General features: G+C 67.0%; 21 protein-coding genes and 1 tRNA gene. 14 read left to right on the top strand and 8 right to left on the bottom strand.

Annotated features, from left to right (window positions below; all coding sequences use genetic code 11):
- The first annotated feature begins 30 nt into the window (after nt 1-30).
- The 3 genes from ACFVTE_RS12860 (at nt 31) to ACFVTE_RS12850 (ending at nt 2,490) form a co-directional block, all read left to right on the top strand.
- On the top strand, nt 31-714 hold the full coding sequence (locus tag ACFVTE_RS12860; protein ID WP_387100983.1) for a lysophospholipid acyltransferase family protein: 684 nt from the start codon (nt 31-33) through the stop codon (nt 712-714).
- 10 nt (nt 715-724) lie between these two features.
- Complete coding sequence (der, locus tag ACFVTE_RS12855) at nt 725-2,275, top strand: ribosome biogenesis GTPase Der (protein ID WP_387100910.1); 1,551 nt, start codon at nt 725-727, stop codon at nt 2,273-2,275.
- 138 nt (nt 2,276-2,413) lie between these two features.
- Nucleotides 2,414-2,490, top strand: a tRNA-Pro gene (locus ACFVTE_RS12850).
- 97 nt (nt 2,491-2,587) lie between these two features.
- Here the strand turns inward: ACFVTE_RS12850 and ACFVTE_RS12845 are convergent.
- The gene (locus tag ACFVTE_RS12845; protein WP_387100908.1) at nt 2,588-3,460 is read right to left on the bottom strand and encodes an Fpg/Nei family DNA glycosylase; all 873 of its coding nucleotides are present in this window, start codon (nt 3,458-3,460) and stop codon (nt 2,588-2,590) included.
- A 154-nt stretch (nt 3,461-3,614) separates the two neighbouring features.
- Between ACFVTE_RS12845 and gcvH the strand changes: the two genes are divergently transcribed.
- From gcvH to ACFVTE_RS12820, 5 genes are all read left to right on the top strand, one after another.
- Nucleotides 3,615-4,001: a glycine cleavage system protein GcvH gene (gene gcvH / locus ACFVTE_RS12840; protein ID WP_003801813.1), complete on the top strand. Its 387-nt coding sequence runs from the start codon at nt 3,615-3,617 to the stop codon at nt 3,999-4,001.
- A 146-nt stretch (nt 4,002-4,147) separates the two neighbouring features.
- Nucleotides 4,148-4,624: an FHA domain-containing protein gene (locus ACFVTE_RS12835; RefSeq protein ID WP_387100905.1), complete on the top strand. Its 477-nt coding sequence runs from the start codon at nt 4,148-4,150 to the stop codon at nt 4,622-4,624.
- 22 nt (nt 4,625-4,646) lie between these two features.
- Nucleotides 4,647-5,363 carry a MerR family transcriptional regulator gene (locus ACFVTE_RS12830; protein ID WP_387100903.1) on the top strand — a complete coding sequence of 239 codons (717 nt, stop codon included), beginning with the start codon at nt 4,647-4,649 and terminating at the stop codon, nt 5,361-5,363.
- Nucleotides 5,363-5,866 (top strand): bifunctional nuclease family protein, encoded by a 504-nt coding sequence (locus tag ACFVTE_RS12825; RefSeq protein WP_076798054.1) that lies wholly within the window; start codon nt 5,363-5,365, stop codon nt 5,864-5,866. Before ACFVTE_RS12830 ends, ACFVTE_RS12825 begins: the two co-directional genes overlap by 1 nt.
- A 253-nt stretch (nt 5,867-6,119) precedes the next feature.
- Nucleotides 6,120-6,716, top strand: coding sequence for a MerR family transcriptional regulator (locus ACFVTE_RS12820; protein WP_003801807.1), 597 nt, complete (start codon nt 6,120-6,122; stop codon nt 6,714-6,716).
- Between the two features lie 71 nt (nt 6,717-6,787).
- On the opposite strand, the gene ACFVTE_RS12815 is transcribed toward ACFVTE_RS12820, so the two are convergent.
- Nucleotides 6,788-7,609 (bottom strand): ParA family protein, encoded by an 822-nt coding sequence (locus tag ACFVTE_RS12815; protein WP_387100902.1) that lies wholly within the window; start codon nt 7,607-7,609, stop codon nt 6,788-6,790.
- A gap of 384 nt (nt 7,610-7,993) precedes the next feature.
- On the opposite strand from ACFVTE_RS12815, the gene ACFVTE_RS12810 reads away from it, so the two are divergent.
- Both ACFVTE_RS12810 and ACFVTE_RS12805 read left to right on the top strand, forming a co-directional pair.
- A complete protein-coding gene (locus ACFVTE_RS12810) occupies nt 7,994-11,389 on the top strand; it encodes a pyruvate carboxylase (RefSeq protein WP_387100900.1) in 3,396 nt (1,131 codons plus the stop codon).
- Between the two features lie 174 nt (nt 11,390-11,563).
- The gene (locus ACFVTE_RS12805; protein WP_387100898.1) at nt 11,564-12,970 is read left to right on the top strand and encodes a hypothetical protein; all 1,407 of its coding nucleotides are present in this window, start codon (nt 11,564-11,566) and stop codon (nt 12,968-12,970) included.
- A gap of 16 nt (nt 12,971-12,986) precedes the next feature.
- On the opposite strand, the gene ACFVTE_RS12800 is transcribed toward ACFVTE_RS12805, so the two are convergent.
- Nucleotides 12,987-14,807, bottom strand: coding sequence for an AMP-dependent synthetase/ligase (locus ACFVTE_RS12800; RefSeq protein ID WP_387100897.1), 1,821 nt, complete (start codon nt 14,805-14,807; stop codon nt 12,987-12,989).
- Nucleotides 14,808-15,121: 314 nt separating this feature from the next.
- Between ACFVTE_RS12800 and ACFVTE_RS12795 the strand changes: the two genes are divergently transcribed.
- Nucleotides 15,122-16,177: an ROK family glucokinase gene (locus tag ACFVTE_RS12795; RefSeq protein ID WP_387100895.1), complete on the top strand. Its 1,056-nt coding sequence runs from the start codon at nt 15,122-15,124 to the stop codon at nt 16,175-16,177.
- A 36-nt stretch (nt 16,178-16,213) separates the two neighbouring features.
- On the opposite strand, the gene ACFVTE_RS12790 is transcribed toward ACFVTE_RS12795, so the two are convergent.
- From ACFVTE_RS12790 to ACFVTE_RS12780, 3 genes are read right to left on the bottom strand one after another with little or no spacing between them, the layout of a single operon-like run.
- On the bottom strand, nt 16,214-16,918 hold the full coding sequence (locus ACFVTE_RS12790) for a hypothetical protein (RefSeq protein ID WP_387100894.1): 705 nt from the start codon (nt 16,916-16,918) through the stop codon (nt 16,214-16,216).
- Complete coding sequence (locus tag ACFVTE_RS12785) at nt 16,911-17,723, bottom strand: alpha/beta hydrolase (protein ID WP_387100892.1); 813 nt, start codon at nt 17,721-17,723, stop codon at nt 16,911-16,913. The genes ACFVTE_RS12790 and ACFVTE_RS12785 overlap by 8 nt, the downstream gene beginning before the upstream one ends.
- A complete protein-coding gene (locus ACFVTE_RS12780; protein WP_387100890.1) occupies nt 17,720-18,508 on the bottom strand; it encodes an alpha/beta hydrolase in 789 nt (262 codons plus the stop codon). The genes ACFVTE_RS12785 and ACFVTE_RS12780 overlap by 4 nt, the downstream gene beginning before the upstream one ends.
- Nucleotides 18,509-18,618: 110 nt before the next feature.
- On the opposite strand from ACFVTE_RS12780, the gene ACFVTE_RS12775 reads away from it, so the two are divergent.
- Nucleotides 18,619-19,344 carry a lysophospholipid acyltransferase family protein gene (locus ACFVTE_RS12775; RefSeq protein WP_387100888.1) on the top strand — a complete coding sequence of 242 codons (726 nt, stop codon included), beginning with the start codon at nt 18,619-18,621 and terminating at the stop codon, nt 19,342-19,344.
- Nucleotides 19,345-19,471: 127 nt separating this feature from the next.
- Nucleotides 19,472-20,863, top strand: a complete 1,392-nt coding sequence (locus ACFVTE_RS12770; protein ID WP_387100886.1) for a class II 3-deoxy-7-phosphoheptulonate synthase — start codon at nt 19,472-19,474, stop codon at nt 20,861-20,863.
- A gap of 102 nt (nt 20,864-20,965) precedes the next feature.
- On the opposite strand, the gene ACFVTE_RS12765 is transcribed toward ACFVTE_RS12770, so the two are convergent.
- Complete coding sequence (locus tag ACFVTE_RS12765) at nt 20,966-23,131, bottom strand: PASTA domain-containing protein (RefSeq protein ID WP_387100884.1); 2,166 nt, start codon at nt 23,129-23,131, stop codon at nt 20,966-20,968.
- 115 nt (nt 23,132-23,246) lie between these two features.
- The gene (locus ACFVTE_RS12760) at nt 23,247-24,566 is read right to left on the bottom strand and encodes a LysM peptidoglycan-binding domain-containing protein (RefSeq protein WP_387100883.1); all 1,320 of its coding nucleotides are present in this window, start codon (nt 24,564-24,566) and stop codon (nt 23,247-23,249) included.
- Nucleotides 24,567-24,816: 250 nt separating this feature from the next.
- Here ACFVTE_RS12760 and ACFVTE_RS12755 point away from each other — a divergent pair, with 250 nt between their 5' ends.
- A complete protein-coding gene (locus ACFVTE_RS12755) occupies nt 24,817-25,170 on the top strand; it encodes an Rv2175c family DNA-binding protein (protein WP_387100881.1) in 354 nt (117 codons plus the stop codon).
- Nucleotides 25,171-25,219 lie beyond the last annotated feature (49 nt).

The raw sequence follows: 25,219 nt of genomic DNA, 5'->3' as shown, positions 1-25,219 counted from the left end.
CCCGGGTCGGCACTTCCGGGTGCATGGACCATGGCGTGGAGCCGGCCTGTCGGCCGGTTCCTGAACAACGCCGTCTATCGCACCTCCGTCACCGGGCGCTCCAACCTCCCGGCCGCGGGCCCGGTGATTTTCGCGGGCAACCACATCAGCTTCCTCGACGGTCCCGTCATGTTCGGCGCCTCGCCCCGGCCCATGCACATCCTCGTTAAGAAGGAGATGTTCAAGGGCTTCCTCGGCCGCGTGCTGACGGCGTCGGGCCAGCTTCCGGTTGACCGGGCGGGGGACCGCTCTGTCCTAAAGTTGAGCAAGGACCTGCTCGACGCCGGCCGGTGCATCGGCATCCTCCCCGAGGGGACCCGGGGGAGCGGCACCGCAGCCGGCATCAGCAACGGGGTGGCCTGGCTTGCCCTGAACTCCGACGCCGTCGTGGTGCCGGTGGCCATCCTGGGCACACGGCAGGGCGGCGAACACCTGGACAGCATCCCGAAACCCGGCCGCCGGCTGCACGTCAGCTTTGGCCAACCCCTTTCACTCCGCCGGAATCCGGGTGAAACCGGGCGTGTTTCAATGGACAGGGCGGCCACGGAAATTCGTGACACCCTGGCCGGGCACGTCCGGAACACAGTCCGGCTCAGCGGGCTGTCCTTGCCCTCCGCGGATCATCCGCACCAACGTTCCACCGCAGTAGCCGGACAGCCGGCAGACCACCATTAAGGAAAGTGCAATGAGCGATACGACTCAAACCTCCGGCCACTCCGGCGCCGGCGAAGACGAATACACGCCCACCGGCACCGACCAGGTGGCTGAACATCTGGCGGCCATGGACGACGACGAGGCGGAGCTCCGCGCCGCCTCCCTCCGCGCGGGACTCGACGACTACGAACTCGACGAGGAAGACGCCGCGCTCCTCAGCGGCCTGCACGACGAGGACGAGCTCGAGGGCCCGCTCAAGCTGGACCCCGTGCTGGCCATCATCGGCCGCCCAAACGTCGGCAAGTCCACCCTCGTCAACCGCATCCTCGGCCGCCGCGAGGCTGTCGTGGAGGACACCCCCGGCGTGACCCGCGACCGCGTGATGTACTCGGCGAACTGGAACGGCCGGAACTTCACCCTGGTGGACACCGGCGGCTGGGAGCACGATGCCCGCGGCATCCACGCCCGGGTGGCAGAACAGGCCGAAATGGCAGTGGAACTGGCTGACGCCGTGCTGTTCGTCGTCGACTCGGCCGTCGGGGCAACCGCCACCGATGAGGCTGTCATGAAGATGCTCCGCCGGAGCAAGAAGCCGGTCATCCTCGTCGCCAACAAGGTGGACGACTTCGCGCAGGAAGCGGACTCCGCAGTCCTGTGGGGCCTGGGCTTCGGCGAGCCGTACCCCGTCTCCGCGCTGCATGGCCGCGGCGTGGCCGACCTCCTGGACCACGTCATGGACACCCTGCCGGAGTTCTCCACCGTCGAGGGCGTCGAACGCTCGGGCGGCCCGCGCCGGATCGCCCTGATTGGACGGCCCAACGTCGGCAAGTCCTCGCTGCTGAACAAGCTGGCCGGCTCCGAGCGTGTGGTGGTGGACAACACCGCCGGCACCACCCGCGACCCGGTCGACGAGTTCATCGAGCTCGGCGGCCAGACCTGGCGCTTCGTGGACACCGCCGGCATCCGCCGGCGCCAGCACATGGCGCAGGGCGCCGATTTCTATGCCTCCCTGCGGACCCAGAGTGCGCTGGAAAAGGCGGAGGTCGCCGTCGTTCTTCTGGCTGTTGACGAGGTGCTCAGCGAACAGGACGTCCGCATCCTGCAGCTGGCCATCGAATCGGGGCGTGCCCTGGTGCTTGCCTTCAACAAGTGGGACCTGCTGGACGACGAACGCCGCCGGTACCTGGAGCGCGAAATCGAGCAGGACCTGGCGCACGTGGAGTGGGCGCCGCGCGTCAACATCTCCGCCAAGACCGGCTGGCACAAGGACCGCCTGGTGCCGGCGCTGGAGCTTGCGCTGGAAAACTGGGACCGGCGCATTCCCACCGGGCGGCTCAACGCGTTCCTGGGCGAACTGGTGGCGGCGCACCCGCACCCGGTCCGCGGCGGCAAGCAGCCCCGCATCCTCTTCGGCACGCAGGCCTCCAGCCGGCCGCCGAAGTTCGTCCTGTTCACCACCGGATTCCTGGACCCGGGCTACCGCCGGTTCATCACCCGGCGCCTGCGGGAGACCTTTGGCTTCGAGGGAACACCCATCGAGGTCAGCATGCGTGTGCGTGAAAAGCGCGGCAAGAAGCGTTAATTACGACACACCGGGCGGCGAATGCCGGAAAGTGTCACTGGCACCCTCCGGAATCGTGTAAGCTCTTCTAGGTGGTTCGGCCGGACTGCTTAGATGAAATTCTTCGGAACATCATCTGGCGGAGAACGGCGGAACTGACGGGCTGTAGCGCAGCTTGGTAGCGCACTTGACTGGGGGTCAAGGGGTCGCAGGTTCAAATCCTGTCAGCCCGACCACAGCAAAACCCCGCCAACCGAACAGGGTTGGCGGGGTTTTTTGTTGTCCGTACGACGGCGGCACGCGCCTTGCGGAGGCGCGTGCGGCGGCAGCGTGCTACTTGAGGAAGCGGGATGTCCTGCGGTCGGCCAGGATCTTGCCGTTTGTCTGGCAGGTGGGGCAGTACTGCAGCGCAGTATCCGCGAAGGACACCTCCCGGACGGTGTCCCCGCAAACAGGGCACAGCTCACCGGCTCGGCCATGCACATTCATGCCGCTCCGTTTCGCATCCTTCAGGTCAGCGGGAGCCTTCCCCTGCGCCTGGGCCACTGCGGCCCCGAGAACGGTGTGGATGGCGTCGTAGAGGATCCCGACCTTTGCGGGCTCCAGGGAATTGGCCATGGCGAACGGGGAGATTTTCGCTGCGTGCAGGATTTCGTCGCTGTAGGCGTTTCCGATGCCGGCAATAACACTCTGGCTGCGCAGCACGCCCTTGATCTGGTGCGCGTGCCCGGCCAGGATCTCGGCGAACATCTCGCGGCTGAACGCGGGGATCAGGGGATCCGGGCCGAGGTCGGCGATGCCGGGGACGTCATCGGGCTTGCGGACCACATAGATTGCCAGGCCCTTCTTGGTGCCGGCCTCGGTCAGGTCGATGCCCATCTTCCCGCCATCCGCCCCGGCAAGGTGCAGGCGGGCTGCGATGGGACCTTTCCCGGGCCGGAGCGGGTCGGGCGAGGGTTTTTCGGTGTAACGGACCCAGCCCGCCCTGGCGAGGTGGAACACGAAATACAGGCCGTCGGCATCGATGCTGACGAACTTCCCGAACCGCTCCACGCCGGTGACGGTCCGCCCCGCAAGGGCCGTGTAGGGCGGGTCGGCCGTCTTGAGTACGGCCACGGACAGGACCTGCAGCTTTTCCAGCACCGCGCCGCGCAGCCGCGTGTCGAGGAACGTGCTCAGTGCGGCCACCTCGGGTAGTTCCGGCATGGCACCACTTTGCCACAAGGGAGGCCGGATTGGGCGGTTCCCGCGGGGCATAATGGCACATCCGGCGGCCCGGGACTTGTGCATATACTTTCAACCGGTGGCTGTTCCCTACGCCTCCGTTGACATTGGTGATTGACCCGATGAAAGGCCCCTGATGAGCAACATTCCCTCTGATCTGTCCTACACCGCCGAACACGAATGGGTGACCGCGCCGAATGCCGATGGTGTTGTCCGCGTGGGGATCACTGACTTCGCCCAGGACGCCCTCGGGGACGTCGTCTATGCCCAGATGCCCGAAGTTGGCACCACTGTTAAGGCAAACGACGTCGTGGGTGAGGTTGAATCCACCAAGAGTGTCAGCGACATCTACGCGCCTGTCTCCGGCGAGATAGTGGCCCGCAACGAGGCACTGGACAGCGATTCCGCACTCATCAACTCCGATCCCTACGGCGACGGCTGGCTCATCGAGGTCAAGCTCGCCGAACCTGATGCAGTGGATTCCCTGCTCAGTGCATCGGAGTACGAACAACAGGTAGGCTAAAGCTAACCGGTCCCGCTGCCCGGCCACGGGAGTCCAGCTATGGAGTCCAACGGCCGGACGGCGGGCGGCATATCGGAGCTGCCAGGCAGTTCCGAACGGTACGCGTTGATTGCAGGGGGACATCTGCAACGAAGGAGGAGGAATCCATGGTTGGCGGCGAACAGAACCACACCCACGGCGATTACGGCACAGGTGCGGGCGGGGCCTCGGAAACCACCTCGATCAACCTCACTCCGGTTCATGAAGAGCCCACGGTCGTACCCAAGCTCTCCCCGGAGGAACGCTCTGCCGTTGAGGCACTGCCCTCCGGTTCCGCCCTGCTCGTGGCCCACAGCGGGCCGAACTCGGGTGCCCGCTTCCTCCTTGACTCCGATGTCACCACGGCCGGGCGGCACCCGGACGCTGACATCTTCCTCGACGACGTGACGGTCTCCCGCCGCCACGTCGAGTTCCGCCGCACGCCGCGGAGCTTCGAGGTGGTGGACACCGGAAGCCTGAACGGCACCTACGTCAACCATGACCGCGTGGACAGCGTGGAACTGAGGTCCGGAAACGAAGTCCAGATTGGCAAGTTCCGCCTCACCTTCTACCTGAGCCCTGCCCGCGCAGCAGGACGCGTCTGATTCGGAGCGGCTGCCTGTGGCAATGGCACAACCGGACCGCCGGGGACCGCTGGTCCTGAACATCGGGGAAGTGCTCGCTCAGCTGAGCGATGACTTTCCAAGCATGACGGCGTCGAAAATCAGGTTCCTTGAGGAAAAGGGGCTCATCAATCCCCGGCGTACTCCCGCGGGCTACCGGCAGTACTCCGACAGCGACGTCGAACGGCTGCGCTTCGTCCTGTCGCTGCAGCGCGACCAGTACCTGCCGCTGAAGGTCATCAAGGACTACCTTGACGCCATCGACCGGGGCGAGCGGCCGGAAAACCTTCCGCCAGGGGTTACCGTCTCCCCGCGGATCGTCTCGGACGAACTCGCCGCGGAACTGCAGAACAAGTCACGCAGGCTCAGCGAGGAGCAGTTGCGTGCGGAGTCGGGCGCCAGCGTGCCGCTCCTGCAGTCCCTGCTCAGCTTCGGCCTCATCGGGCACACTGACGGCAAGTTCGACGAACACGCTCTCCAGGTGGCCCGTGCCTGCGTCCAGCTGGAGAGCCACGGCCTGGAGCCACGTCACCTCCGGCCCTTCCAGGCGGCCGCGGAGCGCGAGTTCGGACTCGTGGAACGCGCCGTTGCCACCCTGACCTCGCGCCGGGACGCTGCGTCGCAGGCCCGCGCGGCGGAAGCCGCCCGGGAAATCAGCGACCTTTGCCTCACCCTGCACCGGGCGCTTGTCCAGGACCGTATCTCGCGGATGGAAATCTGATGATCGAAGTCGAGATTGTGGGCGTCCGCATCGAACTGCCCTCCAACCAGCCCCTGGTTTTGCTCCGCGAGATGCACGGGGAACGGCACGTCCCCATCTGGATCGGGACGCCCGAGGCAAGTGCCATCGCGCTGGCCCAGCAGGGCGTCGTGCCTCCCCGGCCCATGACGCACGACCTCCTGGTTGACGTCGTGGAGACCCTCGGCCATTCCGTGGTCAGCGTGAACATCGTGGCTGTTGAGGACAACATCTTCTACGGCCAGCTCCAGTTCGACAACGGGGCCACGGTGAGCTCCAGGGCATCGGACGCGCTGGCCATCGCGCTGCGTGCCAAATGCCGGATCTGGTGCGCCGATTCGGTCATGGACGAGGCTGGTGTGCGCATCACCGAGCATGACGAGGGCGAGGACACGGAGCCCGGTCCCACCGTGGAGGAAGAGCGCGAGCTGCGCAGGTTCCGGGAGTTCCTGGACGACGTCGAGCCCGAGGATTTCGACGGCTAAGGGTCACGTTAAGGTTAAAGTTAAGGCTGAAACTTTCGACACGCCCCATCAATCATGCGAACGTCTTTGACCTTGGGCCGTGGCAGGCCTAACGTCGAAGGTACCAAGTTCCCATTGCATACGACAGCGGCGCAAGTCACACTGGAAAGTGCTACTCCGGCCGAATTACAAGCATGAATTTCATTCGGACTTCATGCGCGTAGCAGCTGTTGCGGCAACTTCCCCAGGGGAGCTCATGACAAGGAGGATCCACGTGAGTCCGAAAGGCGAAGCAGGCGAGCTGAAGCAACCCTCGACGGCCGGCGTTGCCGTGCCCGCAAGCGGTGCTCAGGGCCTTCTCTTCACTGAGGATCTCCCGGTTCTGGACGAGGACGCCGGCTACCGCGGGCCCACCGCCTGCAAGGCTGCCGGCATCACCTACCGACAGCTCGACTACTGGGCCCGCACCGGCCTGGTGGAGCCCGCAGTCCGCGGCGCAGCGGGTTCCGGTTCGCAGCGGCTCTACGGATTCCGCGACATCCTGGTCCTGAAGGTGGTCAAGCGCCTCCTGGACACCGGCGTATCGCTGCAGCAGATCCGCAGCGCGGTGGAGCACCTCCGTGAACGCGGCGTTGAGGACCTGGCCCAGATCACCCTCATGAGCGACGGCGCCAGCGTCTACGAATGTACGTCTGCGGATGAGGTCATCGACCTCGTGCAGGGCGGCCAGGGCGTGTTCGGCATTGCCGTCGGCCGCGTGTGGCGCGAAGTCGAGGGGAGCCTCGCCTCGCTGCCCAGCGAGCACGCCGGCGAACAGACGTTCCCGGACGACGAACTCAGCAAGCGCCGCGCAGCGCGCAAGATCGGCTAGCAAACTCAAACAGAAGGCCGCCTCCCGTCGGGGAGGCGGCCTTCTGCGTTCAGCGGGACCCGCCAAAGCTGTTAGCGGGCGACCCGGCTGCGGCTGGTCTTGTTGGTGGCCATCAGATTCCCCAGCAGCGTGTCGTAGAGCCCCGCCGCGGCCTTGGCGGAGTCGCCGGGCCAATGGTGGACTGAATGCGCCGCGCCCTGGATCTGCTGCCAGTTGGCCTGCTCCGGTATGTGCGGGGCCAGCAGGAGGTCGCCAAACATCGCCTGCATTTCGGCTAGCCGGAAAGCGTGCTCGGATGAACCGGAGCGCACCCGGTTGGCCACAATGCCGGCGGGGGAGAGGTTCGGCGCGAATTCCTGCCTGAACAGTTGGATGGCCCGCATGGTGCGTTCCGTGCCGGCCACGGAGAAGAGCCCGGGCTCAGCCACCAGGGCCACCTTGTTGCTCGCGGACCAGGCCATACGGGTGAGGCCGTTCAGGGACGGCGGGCAGTCCACCAGGATGAGTTCGTACGCAGTGGCGCCGGCGAGCACCGCGGCGAGCCTGCGCAGATCGCGCTTGCCAAGGTCGGGCCGGTCGTAGATGCCGGTGTAAGCGGACCCGACGGCGACGTCAAGCACTGCCGGGCCGGAACCGTTGACGGCTACCCGGCTGATCCAGCCGCTGGGCACCACGTTCTCGGCAATCCTGGCTTTGCGTGGATTCTTCAGCATCCTGCCGATGTCCAGCCTGTCGCTGGGCTGCACCCCGAGGGCGGTGGTGGCGTCGGCATGGGGATCGAGGTCAACTACGAGGGTTGGGATGCCTGCGGCCAGTGCCGCAGACGCCAGTCCGGTTGTAACGGATGTCTTGCCGACACCGCCCTTGAGGCTGCTGATGCTGACTACTTGCACTTGTTAAACCAATACCTAACGCCGGTTGCCGTGTTGGGGTACGTTCCGTTCCGGTGCTCCCGGATGGTGCTGCAGGAACAGGGGCAGGCTTCCGCCGCCCCATTCATCATATGTTGACCTTGGCCGGAATCCCTTCTTATCGGGATCCGGGCATGCCTCCCCGGCCGGCCTGTCCGGCGTCGTTGTCCGGCAGCGGTGAAAGCCGCAGCGCAGTGGCAGCAAAATCGTGGCGGCAAGAGCGGTACCAATTACGGGCCGGCGGTGAATATGGTCCGGACATGACGGATAATTCTGTGATGGTAGACACAATGATTTGTGTTTCGTCCGGCCCGTCTTACACACTGTGACCACTCACCGATCCACCCGCAATGATGCAGGAGAAGTATGTTTTCCAAGATTCTGGTGGCCAACCGCGGAGAAATCGCAATCCGTGCTTTCCGTGCAGGCTACGAACTCGGCGCCAAGACAGTCGCTGTGTTCCCCAACGAGGACCGTAACTCGATCCACCGCCAGAAGGCCGATGAGGCGTATCTGATTGGCGAAGAGGGACACCCCGTCCGCGCCTACCTGGACGTTGACGAGGTGGTGCGGGTTGCGAAGGAGTCCGGTGCGGACGCCATCTACCCCGGCTACGGCTTCCTCTCCGAGAACCCGGACCTGGCAAATGCAGCCAAGGCCGCGGGCATCACCTTCGTGGGTCCGCCCGCGGAGGTCCTGGAGCTCGCCGGAAACAAGGTGGCCGCACTGGAGGCCGCCCGCAAGGCTGGCGTGCCCGTGCTGAAGTCCAGCGCGCCGTCGAAGGACCTTGACGAGCTTCTCGCTGCTGCGGATGAGATCGGCTTCCCCATCTTCGCCAAGGCAGTGGCAGGCGGCGGCGGGCGCGGCATGCGCCGCGTCGACACCCGCGAGGCCCTGCCCGAGGCGCTGCAGTCCGCCATGCGCGAAGCCGACGCAGCGTTCGGCGACCCCACCATGTTCCTCGAGCAGGCCGTGCTCCGCCCGCGCCACATCGAGGTCCAGATCCTTGCCGACGCCGAGGGTAACGTCATGCACCTCTTCGAGCGTGACTGTTCCATCCAGCGCCGCCACCAGAAGGTCATTGAAATTGCCCCGGCCCCCAACCTGGACGAAGGCATCCGCCAGGCCCTGTACCGGGACGCCGTGAAGTTCGCCAAGGCCCTGAACTACGTCAACGCCGGAACGGTCGAGTTCCTCGTGGACACCGTGGGCGAACGCGCCGGCCAGCACGTCTTCATCGAAATGAACCCCCGCATCCAGGTCGAGCACACCGTCACGGAAGAGGTCACCGACGTCGACCTCGTCCAGGCGCAGATGCGCATCGCCGCCGGCGAGACCCTGGCCGACCTGGGCCTGTCCCAGGAGACCGTCTTCCTCAAGGGCGCCGCCCTGCAGAGCCGCATCACCACCGAAGACCCGGCCAACGGCTTCCGGCCCGACGTCGGAAAGATCACCGGTTACCGCTCCGCCGGCGGTGCCGGTGTTAGGCTCGACGGCGGCACCGTCTACTCGGGCGCCGAGATCAGCCCGCACTTCGACTCCATGCTGGTGAAGCTCACCTGCCGGGGCCGGGACTACCCTGCCGCCGTTGCCCGGGCACGCCGGGCGCTGGCGGAGTTCCGCATCCGCGGCGTCTCCACCAACATCTCCTTCCTGCAGGCCGTCCTTGACGACGCCGACTTCATCGCCGGCAACGTTGCCACGTCCTTCATCGACGAGCGGCCCGAACTGCTCAAGGCACGCGTCTCCGCCGACCGCGGCACCAAGCTGCTGACGTGGCTCGCCGAGGTCACCGTGAACAAGCCGAACGGCGAACTTCCGGTCCGCACCGACCCCGCGGACAAGCTCCCGGCCGTCGCCGGCGTCGAGGCACGCCCCGGCTCCCGCCAGCGGCTGCTGGAACTCGGCCCGGAGGGCTTCGCCAAGGCCCTGCGCGAGCAGAAGGCCGTCGCCGTCACCGACACCACGTTCCGCGACGCGCACCAGTCCCTGCTGGCCACCCGCGTCCGCACCAGGGACCTGCTGGCCGCCGCACCCGCGGTGTCCACCCTCCTGCCGGAACTGCTCTCCGTTGAGGCCTGGGGCGGCGCCACCTACGACGTGGCCCTGCGGTTCCTCGGCGAGGACCCCTGGGACCGGCTCGCCGCGCTGCGCAAGGCACTGCCGAACGTCTGCCTGCAGATGCTGCTCCGCGGCCGGAACACCGTGGGCTACACCCCGTACCCCGAGGAAGTGACCGAGGCCTTCGTCAACGAGGCAGCGGCCACGGGCATCGATATCTTCCGCATCTTCGATGCACTGAACGACGTCAGCCAGATGGCCCCTGCCATCCGCGCTGTCCGGGCCACCGGAACCGCCGTCGCCGAGGTGGCGCTGTGCTACACGGGCGACATGCTGGACCCGAACGAGAAGCTCTACACGCTGGACTACTACCTGGGCCTGGCGGACAAGATCGTCGAAGCCGGCGCCCACATCCTCGCCATCAAGGACATGGCAGGCCTGCTGCGTCCGGCAGCCGCCGCGAAACTCGTCTCGGCGCTGCGGGAACGCTTCGACCTTCCGGTCCACCTGCACACCCACGACACCGCCGGCGGACAGCTCGCCACGCTGCTCTCGGCAGTTGACGCGGGCGTGGACGCCGTGGATGTCGCCTCGGCATCCCTGGCCGGCACCACGAGCCAGCCGTCGGCGTCGGCCCTGGTTGCCGCCCTGGCCCACACGGAACGTGACACGGGGCTCAGCCTGGCCGCCGTCAGCTCCCTCGAGCCGTACTGGGAGGCCGTGCGCAGGGTCTATGCTCCCTTCGAGTCGGGCCTGCCCGGCCCCACCGGGCGCGTGTACCAGCACGAAATCCCGGGTGGGCAGCTGTCCAACCTTCGCCAGCAGGCCATCGCGCTTGGCCTGGGCGAGCGCTTCGAGGCGATCGAGGACATGTACACGGCTGCCGACCGGATCCTGGGCCACCTGGTCAAGGTGACCCCGTCGTCGAAGGTGGTGGGTGACCTCGCCCTGCACCTGGTGGGCCTGAACGCGGACCCGGCCGACTTCAACGAGAACCCGCAAAACTACGACATCCCGGACTCCGTCATCGGGTTCCTGTCCGGCGAGCTGGGCGATCCTCCCGGAGGCTGGCCGGAACCGTTCCGCACCAAGGCCCTTCAGGGCCGCAGCGTGAAGGTGCGCGACGCCGAACTGAGCGCCGAGGACAGCGAGGCTCTCCGCGGTGACTCCAAGACCCGCCAGCAGACGCTGAACCGGCTGCTCTTTGCCGGTCCCACCAAGGACTACCTCAAGAGCCGGGAGACGTACGGCAACGTTTCGGTCCTGGACACCCGCGACTACCTCTACGGGCTGCAGCGCGGCGAGGAGCACGTGATCCAGCTCGAAAAGGGTGTGCGCCTCATCGCGTCCCTCGAAGCTGTGTCCGAGCCGGACGAGAAGGGCATGCGCACGGTCATGTGCACCCTGAACGGGCAGTCCCGCCCGGTCTCGGTTCGCGACAAGTCCGTGGTCAGCAACGTCAAGACTGCCGAGAAGGCCGACCCGTCCGTGCCGGGCCACGTCGCGGCTCCCTTCGCGGGCGCCGTGACGGTCACCGTCAAGGCCGGCGACACCGTCAACGCTGGCGACACCATCGCCACCATCGAGGCGATGAAGATGGAGGCATCCATCACGACGCCGGTGGGCGGCAAGGTGACGCGGCTGGCCATTTCCGCTGTGGAACAGGTCCAGGGCGGTGACCTGCTGATCGTTGTTGAATAAGCGGCGGTAGATTACCGCTGAACTTCCCGCAGGGTGGCCGGTGGCCGGCCTGCAGGTAGGGTGGAAAACAGAAAAAGGTTGTGGGGACGGCGCCAAGCCGCCCCCACAGCCATTTCCGAACCACACCGGCAGCCGGAACCCGACCGGCGGCCAGCACAAGACAGAGCGGAAGCCATGACGCAGACCAATACGCCCAAGCCCGGCCCGCGCCCCGACCGGAGCCCCTCCATCTCCTCGGACAGCGTCGCCCATCTGTCACCGTCAGACGCCCCCGATCTGTCACCGTCAGACGCCGCCGGCGCGGCGCCGACGGGGGATATTAGCCTGGTGACTGTTTCCGACGCCCAGGACCGCACCTCCGCCGGCTCGCTCTCGGCAGTCAGCGGTGCGGTTCAGCATGGGCCGGCAACAGCCGCCATGCCCGTGGTGACCGCAGGACCCGGCACCGTCAGCCTTCCTGAGGCAGATGAGGCAGGTGAGGCAGGTGGGGCAGGCGTGGCAGCCGTGGAGACCGAGGGAGTGGGTGCCGAACCGGCAGGCGCAGATTCGGCAGGCGCAGTCGACGCCTCAGCCGCCGCCGGACCAACGCCGGGTGGAGAGCCGCCTGCCGAGGAAGCCACGGACCTTCCCGGCCGCCGGGAAAAACCCGAGGGGCCGGAGCCCGCTTCCGCGCTTACCGCAGACCGTCTCCTCACCAGGACCGCAGCCGCTCCTGTTTCGGGCTGGCGCCGGTGGCTGTACCAGGCAACCCTGGGCTACGTGAACGTGGGCGATTCGGACCAGGTCCGCATCCAGCGGGCCATGGAGCACCGCATCGCGATGCGGCTGGGGGAGCGGACCCGGTACGTGCCGGTGCTCTCGCGCAAGGGCGGAGTGGGCAAGACCACCGTCACCACTCTGCTCGGCATGGTGCTGGCGGAGCTCCGCGAGGACCGGGTCATCGCAATGGATGCGAATCCGGACCGGGGCACCCTCTCGGACCGTTCGCCGGGCAGGGCTGATTTCACGGCCCGCCAGCTGGTGAAGGACAGGTTCACGGTGGACTCGTTCGCGCAGCTGTCCAACTACACGGCGCGGGACGGTTCCCGCCTCGATGTGCTCGCCTCGGACACGGACCCCATGGTGGCACACGCGTTCGACGACGCCGACTACCGCGCCGTCACAGACATCCTGGGCCGGTACTACTCGATCGTGCTCACAGACTCAGGCACCGGCATGGTGCACTCGGTCATGAAGGGCACGCTGGAAAAGGCGGACGCCGTGGTCCTGGTCTCGGGCGGCAGCGTGGACGAGGCCCGCCTCGCGTCCGAAACACTGTCTTGGCTTGAAGCCCACGGCCGCCAGGACCTCGTGGCCAAGGCAACAGTGGTCATCAACATGGCCGCCGGCGACCGCACCCTGGTCAACATCGACGAAATCGAGCAGCACTTCCTGTCCCGGGTCAAGAATGTGGTGCGGATTCCGCACGACCGGCACCTGGCCGAAGGCTCGCGGATCCGCCTCGGCCAGCTGAAGCCGGCAACCCGCGCCGCTGCCGTGGAGCTGGCCGCGCTGGTGGTGGACGAACTGCAGCAGGACTAGGCGGATCCAGCCCCGGCTAGGCGCGGGTGGGCTTCGGCGACGTGTACATTTCGTCGATCACGCCCTCGAAGTCCTTCATGACCTGGGCGCGCTTGACCTTCATTGACGGGGTCAGGTGGCCGGAGGCTTCGGTGAAGTCGCTCGGCACGATCCGGAAGGACTTGATGGCCTCCGCCTGTGACACCGACTGGTTGGCCTGGTTGATGAGCTCCTGCACGGCGGCCTTGACCTCGGCGTGGCCGGCGGCGTCGTTCAGGGACGTGTCCGCGGGCAGGCCGTGGCGCTGCAGCCAGCCCGGAAGGGCTTCCTCGTCGAGCGTCACGAGGGCGCCGATGAACGGGCGGTTGTCACCCACGACGAGTACCTGCGACACGAGCGCATCAGCCCGGATCTGGTCCTCGAGCAGCGCGGGAACCACATTCTTGCCGCCGGCGGTGACGATGATTTCTTTCTTCCGGCCGGTAATCAGCAGGTAGCCGTCGTCGTCGAGCTGGCCGATGTCACCGGTGCGGAACCAGCCGTCAGCGAACGACTCCCCGGTCAGGTCGGGGCGCTGGTAGTACCCCCGCATGACGCAGGCGCCCTTGACGAGGATCTCGCCGTCGTCGGCAATCCGGACGCTGTTGCCGGGAATCGGGGCGCCGACCGTGCCGATCTTGATCCGCTCCGGCGTGTTGACGCTGACGGGTGCGGTGGTTTCGGTGAGGCCGTAGCCTTCCAGGATCTGCAGGCCGATGCCTTGGAAGAAGTGGCCCAGCCGCTCACCCAGCGGGCCGCCGCCGGACACCGCGTGGGCCACCTCGCCGCCCATCGCGGCGCGGAGCTTGCCGTAGACGAGCTTGTCGAAGATGGCGTGCCTGAGCTTCAGGCCCAGGCCGGCCCCGCCCGCCTGGCGTGCCCGCGAGTAGGCGATCGCGGTCTCGGCGGCCTTGTGGAAGATGGCGCCCTTGCCGCCGTCCTCGGCCTTGGTGAGGGCCGAGTTGTAGACCTTTTCGAATACGCGGGGAACGGCCAGGATGAACGTCGGCTTGTAGCTCTGCAGATCGGGCAGGAGGTGCTTGATGTCGGGGGTGTGCGCCACCGTGACGCCGGCGGCCACTGCCAGGACCGAGATGAAGCGGGCGAAGACATGCGCCAGCGGCAGGAACATGATGGTCCGGGACTGCTGGTTGACAACACCGCTCAGCGAGGTGGCCAGCGCGTTCTCGGACAGCTCCACGAAGTTTCCATGCGTGAGTTCGCAGCCCTTGGGCCGGCCGGTGGTGCCCGAGGTGTAGATGATGGTGGCGAGGTCGCGGAGCCCCGCGGAGCGCCGCCGGGCGTCGAGCTCCTCATCGCTGACGGCGGCGCCGGCTGCACGCACGGTGTCGAGCCCGTCCCCCTCGAGCTGCCACACGTGGGTCAGTGCCTCGAGGCCCTCGGTGGCTGCGGCCTGCCGGATGATGTTTTCGTGGTGGTCCGATTCACCGAATGCGGCGACAGCACCGGAGTCGCCAAGGTTCCAGGCGACCTGGGAGGGCGACGACGTTTCGTAGATGGGAACGGAAACGCCACCTGCGAACCAGATGGCGAAGTCGATGAGCGCCCACTCGTAGCGGGTCCGGGACATGATGCCCACGCGGTCGCCTGCACCGACGCCGCTGGCAATGAGCCCCTTGGCGAGGACGGATACGTCGGCCAGGAACTCCTTGGCGCGGATGTCCCGCCATTGGCCGGCAGGATCGAGGCGCGAAAACAGGGCAGGGTTGGACGCCTTCGCCGCCTGACGCAGTACGAGGTCCGTGATGTTGCTGTCCAGTGGTACGTTCGCCAAGGGCGGAACGCTGAATTCGCGCACGTTAGCTCCTTTGATATCCGTTGGCCGCAGCGGGTATTCCTAACCTTAGTGCCTCACCCGCCCGGGGCCGGCAGATCTAGGTTACCCGTGGGTAACTTTACGCGGGCGGGGCCCACGCCGCCAGTGTGCCCCATGTGTCGATTGTGTGTCGCACCTGAGAAGACGCTCTGCGGTGACACCTAGAATGAGGGACTATGCAGCCCACCCCGCCCAACGAGCAGCCAGCCCCAACCCTTGACTCGAACCGGAGCGGCCTGGCCAGGGGATGGGCGGCCCGGCGCACGGCGTTGCGGGATTCCATGTCACGGCGTTCAATGTCACGGCAGTCAGTATCGGGGCGCCCGGTAACGGGATACGAGGGACAGCAGGCCGGCCACCGTTTGTTCCGGCAGCAGCTGCGGCTGGGCCGCCGGGGCCTTGCCATCGGCATCGACATTGGTGGCACCAAAGTTGCCGCGGGCGTGGTGGACGCGGAGGGCCACATCCTGCGGGAGGCCCGGCGCTCCACGCCGGGCAGCGATCCGCGTGCCGTGGAGCGCGTCATCGTCGAACTGGTCGAGGAACTGAGCATCGGTGCCCGGATCAGATCGGTTGGCATTGGCGCCGCCGGCTGGATGGACCTCGACGGCGGTACGGTGCTGTTCAGCCCGCACCTCGCCTGGCGGAACGAACCGCTCCGCGAGAACCTGCAGCACCTGCTGCGCCGCCCGGTCATGCTCGTTAACGACGCCGACGCCGCGGCCTGGGCCGAGTGGCGCTTTGGTGCCGGGCAGGGGCAGGACCGGCTGGTCTGCATCACGCTCGGCACCGGCATCGGCGGAGCCATGGTGATGGACGGGCACGTTGAGCGCGGCAGGTTCGGCGTGGCTGGGGAGTTCGGCCACCAGATCATCATGCCGGGCGGCCACCGGTGCGAATGCGGCAACCGCGGCTGCTGGGAACAGTACGCTTCCGGCAACGCCCTTGGCCGGGAGGCCCGGGAACTTGCCCTGGCGAACTCGCCGGTGGCCCAGGAACTTCTCAAGGCCGTGGACGGAAGCGCCGAGCGCATCACCGGAGCCACGGTGACCGAACTGGCCATCGCCGGCGACGCCGCCTCCCGGGAACTCCTTGAGGACGTTGGGAACTGGCTCGGACTGGGGCTGGCGAACCTTGCCGCCGCCCTCGATCCCGGGAAGTTCGTGATCGGAGGCGGGCTTTGCGCGGCCGGCGAACTGCTGGTGGCCCCCGCGCGCAAGGCCTTCGCCCGCAACCTCACCGGCCGCGGATTCCGTCCCGCCGCGGAAATCGACCTTGCGGCCCTGGGGCCCAACGCCGGCCTGATCGGCGCTGCCGACCTGTCCCAAGCCGGCAGCCGCACGCACCGCTGAGCGAAGCGTCAGGCCCGGGCGGCACTGCCAGAAGGGTCAGACCCGGGCGCCGTCGTCGTTCTCGTCCTTCTCCTGCGGCAGCTTCATGATCAGATACACCACAGCCGCGATGAAGACGGCCACCATGCCCAGGATTGCCAGCAGCGGCGCGGAGCGCCAGAACATGGACGACAGTACCAGGGCAACCGGAGCACCCACGGCGCCCAGCCACGCCAGCATCGTCAGCGGGTCCGTCGCCGAAAGCTTGGGCGGCTCCTCGGGGACGAACTCGCCGTCGTCGTCCTCGACGCTGTAGTCGCGCGGATCCCCGGCGCCGGCCGGAATGTCACCCTCCCCTGGCCGGGCGGCCTTCTCGCGCTCGGCGGCTTTGGCCTGCTCGGCAGCCTGGTGCCGCTCGGCGGCGGACAGTTCGCGTGGCGCCCGGGGCGCCAGGCCCAGGGGATCGAAGTCGGTGAAGTGCTTTGCAGCGCTTTCCGGGCTGGATCCTGAGCCGGACTGTTCCGCCGGTGCGGAGCCGGCGCCGCCGCCTGTCTCTTCGCCGGTGCCGTCGCTGGCAGCAGCGCTGTGCCGGGGGCCACCGTGATGCCGCGGAGACTCCGGTGCGGTGGATTCGCCGTCGCCGGGCACGCCGTGTGCATCCGGAGCAGCGGTGTCGCCCGTGAGCCTGGCAACCAGATCGAGCCAGACGGCGTCGTCCTGGTTGGCACTCGGATCGGATGAATTCGAATCGGGCCTATTCATCGGTGGCGCCCTTCTGGCTGGCTGTCGCGGAGTCGGCGGACCCCTGGCGGATATCCGCCACTACGGAGCGGATGAAGTCCACTGAGCCGCTGAAGATCTGGTCGGCGTCGTGGTCCAGGGTGGCCACGTGGTAACTGTTGTCGAGCCGCGTGAGCTGCAGCGGGGCGTGGGTGAGCCCGCGCTGCAGGGCCATGATGCTGGAATCAGACACCACATGGTCTACGGTGGAGCGGAACACGCGCACCGGTGCCGTGATGCGTGGCAGCAGCCGGACCGTGTCCTTGAACATCTTATTGAGTTCGTGGGCCGCTGCCACAGGAGTCCGCGAATATGCGCCCTCGTCGACGCCCTGCTTGCGGATGTCGTTGGCGATGGCCGGCGTGCTCTTGAGGACCAGCTTGAGGATGCCTGCCAGCGGGGCCCGGCGGTCATCGATGACGAGCCCGGGGTTGACGACGATGGCTCCGGCCACGGGCCTGGTCGCGGCGAGGCGCAGTGCCAGGGCTCCGCCCATGGAGAGGCCGGCGGCGAAGACGAGGTCGCACTCGGACTCGAGCTCCAGGTAGGCGGCATCCATCGCCTCGTGCCACTGCATCCAGCGGCTGCGGGAAAGCTCCTGCCAGGTGGTTCCGTGGCCCGGCAGCAGTGGCATCCTGACGGCAAAGCCGGCATCCGCAAAGGACTGGGCCCACGAACGCAGGCTGTGCGGACTTCCGGTGAACCCATGGGACAGGGCGACGCCGATGGACGGCCCCTCGCCCGAAAAGGCGCTGCTGAACGGGCTGTGATCGGGAACTGTGGTCATGACTTCTCCGACGGTATGTGGCTTCGGGAACGCAGCTGGAAAAACCGCGCCGAGGACTCGAAAATTTCCTGGGCGTCCGTGTCCAGCGTAGCCACATGGCCGCTGTTCCGAAGCGGCACCACGTCGAGGGCTGCCGAGGTGAGCCGCCTCCGGATCAGGCTGAGCGAGCTCGGGGGCACCACCGCGTCATTGTCCGACTTGAAGACCAGCACCGGGGCGGTGATCCGCGGCAGTCCGCGGGCGGCGGCAGCGAACAGCCGCTTCAACTGGTGAACCGCCGCCAGCGGCGTCAGGGAGTAATCGCCGTCGTCGGTGGCGGCCGCCGTCGGACTGTCCTCCGGTATGGGGACGGTGGTCCTTTGGATGTACTTCAGCAGGCCAATGATCCGGACCCGCCGGTCATAGAAGCTCAGGCCGGGATTGACGACGGCGACGCCCGCCACGGTGTGGCGGGATGCGGTGAGCAGGGCGATGGCACCGCCCATCGAGAGGCCGGCCACGTAGCATTCGTCGGTCTTCGCGGCCAGGTCCAGATAGGCCCGTTCGAAGGCGCCGTGCCACTCCCGCCATCCGGTCCTGGCAAGGTCCTGCCAGCTGGTCCCGTGGCCGGGGAGCAGCGGAACAGTGACGGCGAAGCCTTGCGCGGCCAGATATTCGGCCCAGGGGAGGATGCTGAGGGGGCTGCCGGTGAAGCCGTGCGAGATCGCGATTCCGATCCGCGCATTGGCTCCGTGCCCCGCGTAGCTGAAAGCGGCGGGCCTTGGGCGGTCGCTGCTTTCTGTCATGAAACCATCGTGTCACTGTTCCCGACAATTCTCACTAGAGTAGGGTTGCATTGCAGCGCCGCCGGGCCCTGTGAACGCCCCCGCGGTAGCCTTCCGGAGAGGTAAGACACGTGTTCTATTGGGTCATGAAGCGGATCTTCCTGGGGCCGGTGGTCCGCACTCTTTTCCGGCCGTGGGTCAAAGGGCTGGACAACATTCCGTCCGAGGGTGCGGCCATCATTGCCTCCAACCACCTCTCATTTTCGGACTCGATCTTCATGCCGCTGATGGTGCCGCGGCCCGTCATTTTCCTGGCCAAGTCCGAGTACTTTACGGGCACCGGGCTCAAGGGCCGGCTGACCGCCATGTTCTTCCGGCTGACCAACCAGCTCCCCATGGACCGTTCCGGCGGTGCGGCCTCGGCGGCCTCACTCGACGCGGGCATGGACGTGCTGACGCACGGCGGGCTCCTGGGCATCTACCCCGAGGGCACGCGCAGCCCCGACTCGCGGCTGTACCGCGGGAAGGTGGGGGTGGCGCGGCTGGCGCTCCAGGCCGGCGTCCCGGTCATCCCGGTGGCGATGATCGGCACGGACAAGGTCCAGCCCATCGGCAAGCGGCTGCCGAACATCCGCCGCATCGGAATGATATTTGGCAAGCCGCTTGACTTCAGCCGGTATGCGGGGCTGGCCGATGACCGGCTGATCCAGCGGTCCGTCACGGACGAGGTCATGTACGAGCTGATGCGGCTCTCCGGGCAGGAATACGTTGACGAGTACGCCTCGGTGGTCAAGCTCAGGCTTGCGGGGAAGTCAGGGGAAGAGCAGGGGGACGCCGGCACTTCCCGCTCAGCATAGGTGCATGTGCTGGCCCGGCATCTGTGAGGGCGCTGTATCTGTCACGGCGCTGTATCTGTGACGGCGCTGCCGGGCTGATGACAGTCCGGGTGTCCCGAAGCCCGTCCGGCCATCTACTCTTAGTAGTGTGACTGAGCTATCTGCAAAACCTGCCTCTTCCATGACCAGCACTTCGCAGAGCGGTGCTGCCAATTATCCGGGACTCGACAACTGGCGGGACCTTCCCATTTCCCAGCAGCCGAGCTGGCAGGACTCCGAGGTCTTCAACGCATCCGTCAAGGAGCTGTCGGCGCTCCCGCCGCTTGTTTTCGCAGGCGAGGTGGACATCCTGCGCGAGCGTCTCGCCGCCGCAGCCCAAGGCAAGGCCTTCCTGCTCCAGGGCGGTGACTGCGCCGAAACCTTTGAGGGTGCCACGGCGGACAAGATCAGCGCCCGCGTGAAGACGATCCTGCAGATGGCGGTGGTCCTGACCTACGGTGCGGCGATGCCCGTCATCAAGATGGGGCGCATGGCCGGCCAGTTCGCCAAGCCGCGCTCCTCGAACGACGAGACCCGTGACGGCGTGACGCTGCCGGCATACCGCGGCGACATCGTGAACGGCTACGACTTCACGCCGGAGTCGCGGGCACACGACGCCAGCCGCATGCTGCGCGCCTACCATACCTCCGCTTCCACGCTGAACCTCATCCGGGCGTTCACCCAAGGCGGTTTCGCGGACCTCCGCCTGGTCCACACCTGGAACAAGGGCTTCACCGAGAACCCGGCCCACGCCCGCTACGAGTCCCTCGCGCGCGACATCGACCGCGCCATCAAGTTCATGGCATCCTGCGGCGCCGACTTCGAAGCCCTCAAGCGGGTTGAATTCTTCGCCAGCCACGAGGCCCTGCTGCTCGACTACGAGCGTGCCCTGACCCGCATCGACTCCCGCACCGGCCTGCCCTACGGCACCTCCGGCCACTTCCTGTGGATCGGAGAGCGTACCCGCGAGCTGGACCACGCCCACGTGGACTACCTGTCCCGGGTCCGCAACCCGATCGGCGTCAAGCTGGGCCCGTCGACGTCCGGCGACGACGCCCTGCGCCTCATTGACAAGCTGGACCCCAACCGCGAGCCAGGCCGGCTCACCTTCATCACCCGCATGGGTGCAGGCAACATCCGCGAAAAGCTCCCCGCGCTCGTGGAGAAGGTCACCGCCTCCGGGGCCCAGGTCCTGTGGGTCACCGACCCGATGCACGGCAACACCGTCACCTCACCCAACGGCTACAAGACGCGGAATTTCGACGACGTCATTGACGAGGTGCGCGGGTTCTTCGAAGTGCACCATGCCTTGGGCACGGTTCCGGGCGGCCTGCACGTCGAGATGACGGGCGACGACGTGGCCGAGTGCCTCGGCGGCGCCGACCCCATCGACCAGGAAGCGTTCCTTGACCGCTACGAGTCGGTCTGCGACCCCCGCCTGAACCACATGCAGTCGCTGGAGATGGCGTTCCTCGTGGCGGGTGCGCTGACCCGCCGGTAAGCGGCGTTGCTGCTTTCCTAGCTGCGCATGCTTTCCTAACTGCACAGAAAAGACCGGCGCCGGGAATTCCCCGCGCCGGTCTTTTCTTGTTTGTCGTCCCGGCTACACCACGGTGAGGGTGATGACGGACCCTTCGGGCACCTCGGTGTCCACGGGATCCTGGTCCCGCACCGTGCCGAAGAAGCCCCCAAGGATCTCGTTGACGCGGACCTCGAAGCCGCGCTTCTCGAGGGCTTCGCGGGCCTCGCGGACCTGCTTGCCGATGTAGCTGGGCACCTTCACGAGCTTGGGCCCCTCGGAAATCGTCAGCGTGACGGTCTGGCCCCTGGTCAGGGTTCCTGACGCAGGCTCCTGGCTGACCACGGCGCCCTTCGGAACGTCCTTGTCGTGCACGGTTTCGTCCGCGAACACGGCTTTCAGTCCGGCGGCTTCGATTGCACGGAAGGCCGCGTCCTGGTCCTGTCCGCGCACGTCCGGCACCGGAATGGGCTGTGGGCCCTTCGAGACCGTGAGGCTCACCGGTGTCCCATGCCGCACGGCGGTTCCAGCGGCCGGTGCCTGGCCCAGCACCGTGCCGGCCGGCACTTCCTCGTCGAACTTTCCGGTGACCTTGCCCAGCGCCATCTCGGCGCCGTTGAGTGCTTCCTTCGACGCATCGAGCGTCTTGCCTGTCAGCTGCGGCAGGGGGAACAGCTGCGGCCCCTTGGACACGAACAGCGAGACCTGCTGGAATTTGCGGATTTCCGTGCCGGCGTCGGGCTCCGATCCCACGACGAGCCCTGCCTTGACGTCGTCGTCGAACACATCCTGGGTGCTGGACTGGAAACCCGCGTCCCGGAGCAGTTGCTGGGCCTCGGCCACGGTCCTGTTCGCCACGGCCGGTACGGTACCGGGGGAGCCCGGTCCCATGCCGAAGAACCACCCCGCGCCGGTGGCCAGCAGGGCCAGTATCACCAGGACCACAATCCAGAGCGCGCCCCTTCGCCGGGGATTCCCCTCACGGAGCGTGCGGACGGGAGTGGCCGCGGCGCGCGACCGTTCCTTTTGTTCGTGGCGGTCCAGCTTCCGCTGTTCCCGCTTGCTCAGGGGGATCGAGGCAGCCTCCCTGTCGTCGTCGTCGAACCCGTAGGGCGGGAGGACCGGCTTGGGGTTCGATGCGGCGGGGGCGGAAAACACGGTGGTCGGGTTGCTGGTGCGCGAAATGACTTCCGTCGGGCGGGCCGGGCCGGCTTTGTCGCCATGGTTCGGCGCCAACAGCTCCGTGTGGTTTGCCTGGACTCCCTGCCCAGTCGGGCTTGCCGGCAGCCGGGACGGCATCCGGGCGGGAGCCGGAGGCGCAGTCGTGGCGCGCGGACCGGAGTCGGGAGCTGTGCCGGCCGCCGCGGCCGCCTGAACTGCTGCCGGGGGCTGCAGATCCAGTTCGGAGTCGGTGAGGTTGGTCCGGATATGGCGGAGTTCCGCCAGCAGGGCGTTGCCGTCCACCGGCCGCTGCTCGGGGTCGCTGGCGGTGCACCACTGCACGAGTTCGTCCACTTCCCCCGCGAGGCCCGGAACCAGGGCAGAGGGAGCACCCACAGCGGAGTTCACGTGCTGGTAGGCCACCTGGATGGGGACCTCGCCGTCGAACGGCTGGCGTCCGGTGAGCATCTCGAACAGCATGATGCCTGTGGAGTAGATGTCGCTTCGTGCGTCGGCCGGCCTGCCGAGGACCAGTTCCGGAGAGAGGTATGCGACGGTGCCGATCAGGGCGCCTGTGCTGGTTGACGTGGTCACAGCGCGGGCGAGGCCGAAGTCGCCGATCTTGATCCTGCCGTCGTCGGCGATCAGGACGTTCTCCGGCTTGACGTCCCGATGGATCAGGCCGGCGGCATGGGCAGCCCCCAGGCCCTCCACCACGGGATCGATGAGTGCGAGGGCCAGCCGGGGGGACAGGGCGCCCTTGCTGTTGATGACGTCACGGAGGGTGTGACCCTTGATGTACTCCATCACGAGGTAGGCAGTGTCGCCGTCGTTCCCCTGGTCGAGGACGCCCACTACATGCGGGTGTGAAAGCTTTGCGGCCGCCCGTGCTTCGCGGGCCAGACGGTCGAGGAAATTGCCGTCGTTGACCAGATGGGGATGCAGGACCTTCAGGGCAACATCACGGTCCAGCCGCTGGTCCGTAGCCACGTAAACGGTGGACATCCCGCCCCGCGCCAACCTGGACTTCACCTGGTAGCGGTTATCCACCAGCGACCCGACGAGACTGCCTAAAGCGTTTTCCTGCACTCTTCGATACTAAGTGCTGCACGGAAACGGGTCCGAATCAACATGCGATCCGGACCCGTATCGTTATGCTCCCGAGGTCCCGGGAATCCCGGCCTCGAGGTCAAGTTGAGGGTGCTCAGCTGAAGGTCTTGCGGTGTGCCTTGATGGCTGCGACGTAGTGCTTGGTGTCGGTGTACATGCCGTGCTTGTTGACCGAGTACTGGCCCTGGTAGTAGCCGGCGATGGCGTAGTCCAGGTTCTTGCTGGTCCGGACCAGCTGGCGGATGATCGCCACTCCCGCCGTGGCGTTATCGTACGGGTCAAGCAGGTTCAGCTTCCGGCCCACGAGGTCGGAGGCCCATTCGCCGGAGGAAGGTATGACCTGCATGGTGCCGATGGCGTTGGCCGGTGACACGGCACGCTGGTTGAACCCGGATTCCTGGTAGGCGAAGGCCTGCGCCAGCGCCGGATCGACGCCCATCCGCCGTGCCGTGTCGGCCACGATGGACTGCATCTGGGCGAGCGAGGGAACCGGCGAGGCGTTGAGCAGGGCCTTGTTCTTGTTGGCCGAACTGACCACGGCTGCCGGGTAGGTGTAGCCGAGGAAGGAACTGGGCACGAGCGGCGTGACGCTGGATGCCGGCTGGACGGCGCCGGCCTTCCCGGGAATGACGAGCTTCTGGCCAGGGTAGATGGTGCTGGTGACCTTCAGCCGGTTCGCCGACAGGATGTCCGCGAGCCTGACGCCGTGCCTGGCTGCGATTCCGGACAGGGTGTCGCCGGACTTGATGACGTAGGAGGCTGAGCGGGTGGCTGCGGGTGCTGCCGCCTTGGCCGGGGCCGCTGCAACTGCGGTGCCGGCACCAAGCCGGATCTTCTGGCCGGGGTAGATGATCGATGTCACCTTGAGCCCGTTCCAGCTGAGCACCTGGGAGAGCCTGACGCCATGACGCCCGGCGATGCCGCCCAGCGTGTCGCCGGACTTGACGGTGTACGTCCGTGCAGCCGTGGTGGCCGGCGCCGCAGCCGTCCGGGCTGCCGGAGCAGCGGCAGCCTTCAGCTTGATCCGCTGCCCGGGGTAGATCACGGAGTTCACCTTCAGGTTGTTGAGCTTCAGCACGGCCGTGGTGCTGAGCCCGTACCGGCCGGCGATTCCGCTGACCGTGTCGCCGCGGGCCACAGTGTGGGCCGTCGGGGTGACGCGGGTGGGCTGCAGGCCGGACGGGATCGCGGCCGGCACCGACGCGGCGGGGATGATGCCCGCCTTGACTGCTGCTGCCTGGGCCTCGATGGCGGCGGCGAGGGTCGCGGGTACGGCTTTGGGCCGGGTGTCGGCCTCGGCAGGCTGGGCGACCGCAAGGGAGGAAAGCATGACGGCGGGGAGCGTGGCCGTCGTGGCCGCGAACAGGGGCAGGCCCGGCCGGGGTGACTGCTTGGTGGAGCGGGTCGTCGTCATGGGAAAGATCCTCTTCTCAGCGGCGAATGCTGTCGGTCATGCCAGTTGCTCGTGATACCAATGTTACTGATGTTAATCGTGTTGCGAATGTTATCTATGTGAATCTCTCATGATTTCCCGGTTAGCACAAGAATTGGATTTGGCCCGGAAAATCTGCGCGGCTGGGAGTGTCGCGCGCAAAATCGGCGAGGGCGCACGCGTGCGCTGTTTCGACTAGGCTTGCGGGCGCCCGCCGTGGCAACCTTGACCCGTGAGTACTGTAGAAACCCTTGTAGGCGACTGGCTGCCCCTGCCCGACGTCGCCCAGTTGCTGGATGTGTCCATTACCAAAGTCCACGGGCTCCTTGACGAGCGCGCGCTGGCAGCCCTGCGGATCGGCGAACGCAGGATCCGTTCGGTGCCCGCGGACTTCCTCCAGGACGGCCACGTCGTGGACAGCCTCAAGGGCACGATTGTGGTGCTGGCAGACGCGGGCTTCTCGGACGAGGAGCTCATCGTCTGGCTCTTCACCCCTGACGAGTCATTGCGCGGGCGGCCCATCGATGCGCTCCGAGAGGGCCGCAAGACCGAAATCCGCCGCCGGGCGCAGCTGCTGGCCTGGTAACTAAAAACGCTGGCTGGTAGCTAACCCAGCCTGACAACGGGCCGGGCCT

The organism is Arthrobacter sp. NPDC058097, assembly GCF_042884885.1.
Taxonomy (GTDB): domain Bacteria; phylum Actinomycetota; class Actinomycetes; order Actinomycetales; family Micrococcaceae; genus Arthrobacter.
Note: the sequence above shows the minus strand (reverse complement) of the source record. Positions and strands in the feature narration are given on the sequence as shown.

Bases quoted from the DNA above. Each gene is read 5' to 3' on its own strand.
- ACFVTE_RS12780 (WP_387100890.1), bottom strand. From the start codon at position 18,508: ATGACAGAAAGCAGCGACCGCCCAAGGCCCGCCGCTTTCAGCTACGCG.
- ACFVTE_RS12830 (WP_387100903.1), top strand. From the start codon at position 4,647: ATGGCACAACCGGACCGCCGGGGACCGCTGGTCCTGAACATCGGGGAA.
- ACFVTE_RS12790 (WP_387100894.1), bottom strand. From the start codon at position 16,918: ATGAATAGGCCCGATTCGAATTCATCCGATCCGAGTGCCAACCAGGAC.
- ACFVTE_RS12760 (WP_387100883.1), bottom strand. From the start codon at position 24,566: ATGACGACGACCCGCTCCACCAAGCAGTCACCCCGGCCGGGCCTGCCC.
- gcvH (WP_003801813.1), top strand. From the start codon at position 3,615: ATGAGCAACATTCCCTCTGATCTGTCCTACACCGCCGAACACGAATGG.
- ACFVTE_RS12805 (WP_387100898.1), top strand. From the start codon at position 11,564: ATGACGCAGACCAATACGCCCAAGCCCGGCCCGCGCCCCGACCGGAGC.
- ACFVTE_RS12795 (WP_387100895.1), top strand. From the start codon at position 15,122: ATGTCACGGCAGTCAGTATCGGGGCGCCCGGTAACGGGATACGAGGGA.
- ACFVTE_RS12810 (WP_387100900.1), top strand. From the start codon at position 7,994: ATGTTTTCCAAGATTCTGGTGGCCAACCGCGGAGAAATCGCAATCCGT.
- ACFVTE_RS12860 (WP_387100983.1), top strand. From the start codon at position 31: ATGGCGTGGAGCCGGCCTGTCGGCCGGTTCCTGAACAACGCCGTCTAT.
- der (WP_387100910.1), top strand. From the start codon at position 725: ATGAGCGATACGACTCAAACCTCCGGCCACTCCGGCGCCGGCGAAGAC.
- ACFVTE_RS12825 (WP_076798054.1), top strand. From the start codon at position 5,363: ATGATCGAAGTCGAGATTGTGGGCGTCCGCATCGAACTGCCCTCCAAC.
- ACFVTE_RS12845 (WP_387100908.1), bottom strand. From the start codon at position 3,460: ATGCCGGAACTACCCGAGGTGGCCGCACTGAGCACGTTCCTCGACACG.
- ACFVTE_RS12785 (WP_387100892.1), bottom strand. From the start codon at position 17,723: ATGACCACAGTTCCCGATCACAGCCCGTTCAGCAGCGCCTTTTCGGGC.
- ACFVTE_RS12835 (WP_387100905.1), top strand. From the start codon at position 4,148: ATGGTTGGCGGCGAACAGAACCACACCCACGGCGATTACGGCACAGGT.